Origin of the sequence: Sporosarcina luteola, from assembly GCF_023715245.1 — a bacterium.
GTDB lineage: Bacteria > Bacillota > Bacilli > Bacillales_A > Planococcaceae > Sporosarcina > Sporosarcina luteola_C.
In genome coordinates this window covers 1-407 of sequence record NZ_JAMBNV010000033.1, presented here as the reverse complement: position 1 = coordinate 407, position 407 = coordinate 1, and the positions used below count along the sequence as shown (strand labels likewise).

1 protein-coding gene is annotated in these 407 nt (G+C 55.3%); it reads right to left on the bottom strand.

Features of this window, described 5'->3' with window-relative positions:
* Window positions 1-407, bottom strand: a 407-nt coding sequence (locus tag M3152_RS17875; RefSeq protein WP_251697202.1) for a dipeptidase, incomplete at both ends; no start/stop codon positions are given.

Sequence of the window (407 nt, the reverse complement as noted above, 5' to 3'; positions counted from 1 at the left end):
CCGTGAGCCAGTTTGACGATGGAAGCATCGTCATAACCGTGCTTGCGGAAGGCGTCTATGACGAGCTGGAGATCACCGACATCGCGAAGCGTGGAAGAAATCGTGGTGCCGTCAAAATCGGAACCCAGCGCCAGATGGTCGATCCCGATGCGGTTGACAATGTAATCAGCATGGCGAACGAGTTCGCTCAGATCCGTATTCGGATCGCGTTTTCCATCTTCACGCAGGAATGAAACGCCAAAGTTAAGCCCGACGAGACCGCCAGTATCGCGAATGGCATCCAGCTGCTTGTCGGTCAGGTTGCGGCTTTGCTGGCAAAGCGCGTGCGCATTTGAATGCGAAGCCACGAGCGGCGCATCGGAAATTGCCGCTATGTCCCAGAAGCCTTTCTCGTTCATGTGGGAAAG